Source organism: Nocardia cerradoensis NBRC 101014 (assembly GCF_000308535.1).
Classification (GTDB): Bacteria; Actinomycetota; Actinomycetes; order Mycobacteriales; family Mycobacteriaceae; genus Nocardia; species Nocardia cerradoensis.
In genome coordinates, this window is the sequence record NZ_BAFW01000280.1 from 1 (window position 1) to 481 (window position 481).

Sequence of the window (481 nt, forward strand, 5' to 3'; positions counted from 1 at the left end):
GGATTGCGGTTGGGCTTGCGGCTCTTTCAAGATGCCGCACATAGCGTACTACCGCAACTATGGAAAGACCTTCAAAAAGCCCCGGCGTCCTTTTGAGGAGGAACGTCTGGACAGTGAGCTGAAGTTGGTGGGAGAGTTCGGCCTGAGGAACAAGCGCGAGCTCTGGCGTGTACAGATGGCTTTGTCCAAGATTCGACAGGCTGCTAGGACGCTGCTGACGCTGGACGACAAGGAGACAAAGCGTCTGTTTGAGGGAGAGGCGCTGCTGAGGCGCATGTACAAGTACGGCTTGCTGGAGGAGACCCAGAACAAGCTGGATTATGTGCTCGCGCTGACCCCTCAGGACTTCCTGGAGCGCCGTCTGCAGACGCTCGTCTTCAAGCTGGGCCTTGCCAAGTCCATGCACCACGCTCGTGTCCTTATCCGCCAGAGGCACATCAGGGTGGGCAAGCAGATTGTGAACGTGCCCTCTTCATGGTGC

At 57.6% G+C, this 481-nt stretch carries 1 protein-coding gene; it reads left to right on the top strand.

Annotation, left to right across the window (positions count from 1 at the left end):
- Positions 1–31: 31 nt before the first annotated feature.
- Positions 32–481: 30S ribosomal protein S4 (gene rpsD, locus ON23_RS40090; RefSeq protein WP_039781875.1), on the top strand; the 450-nt coding region annotated here is incomplete at its 3' end.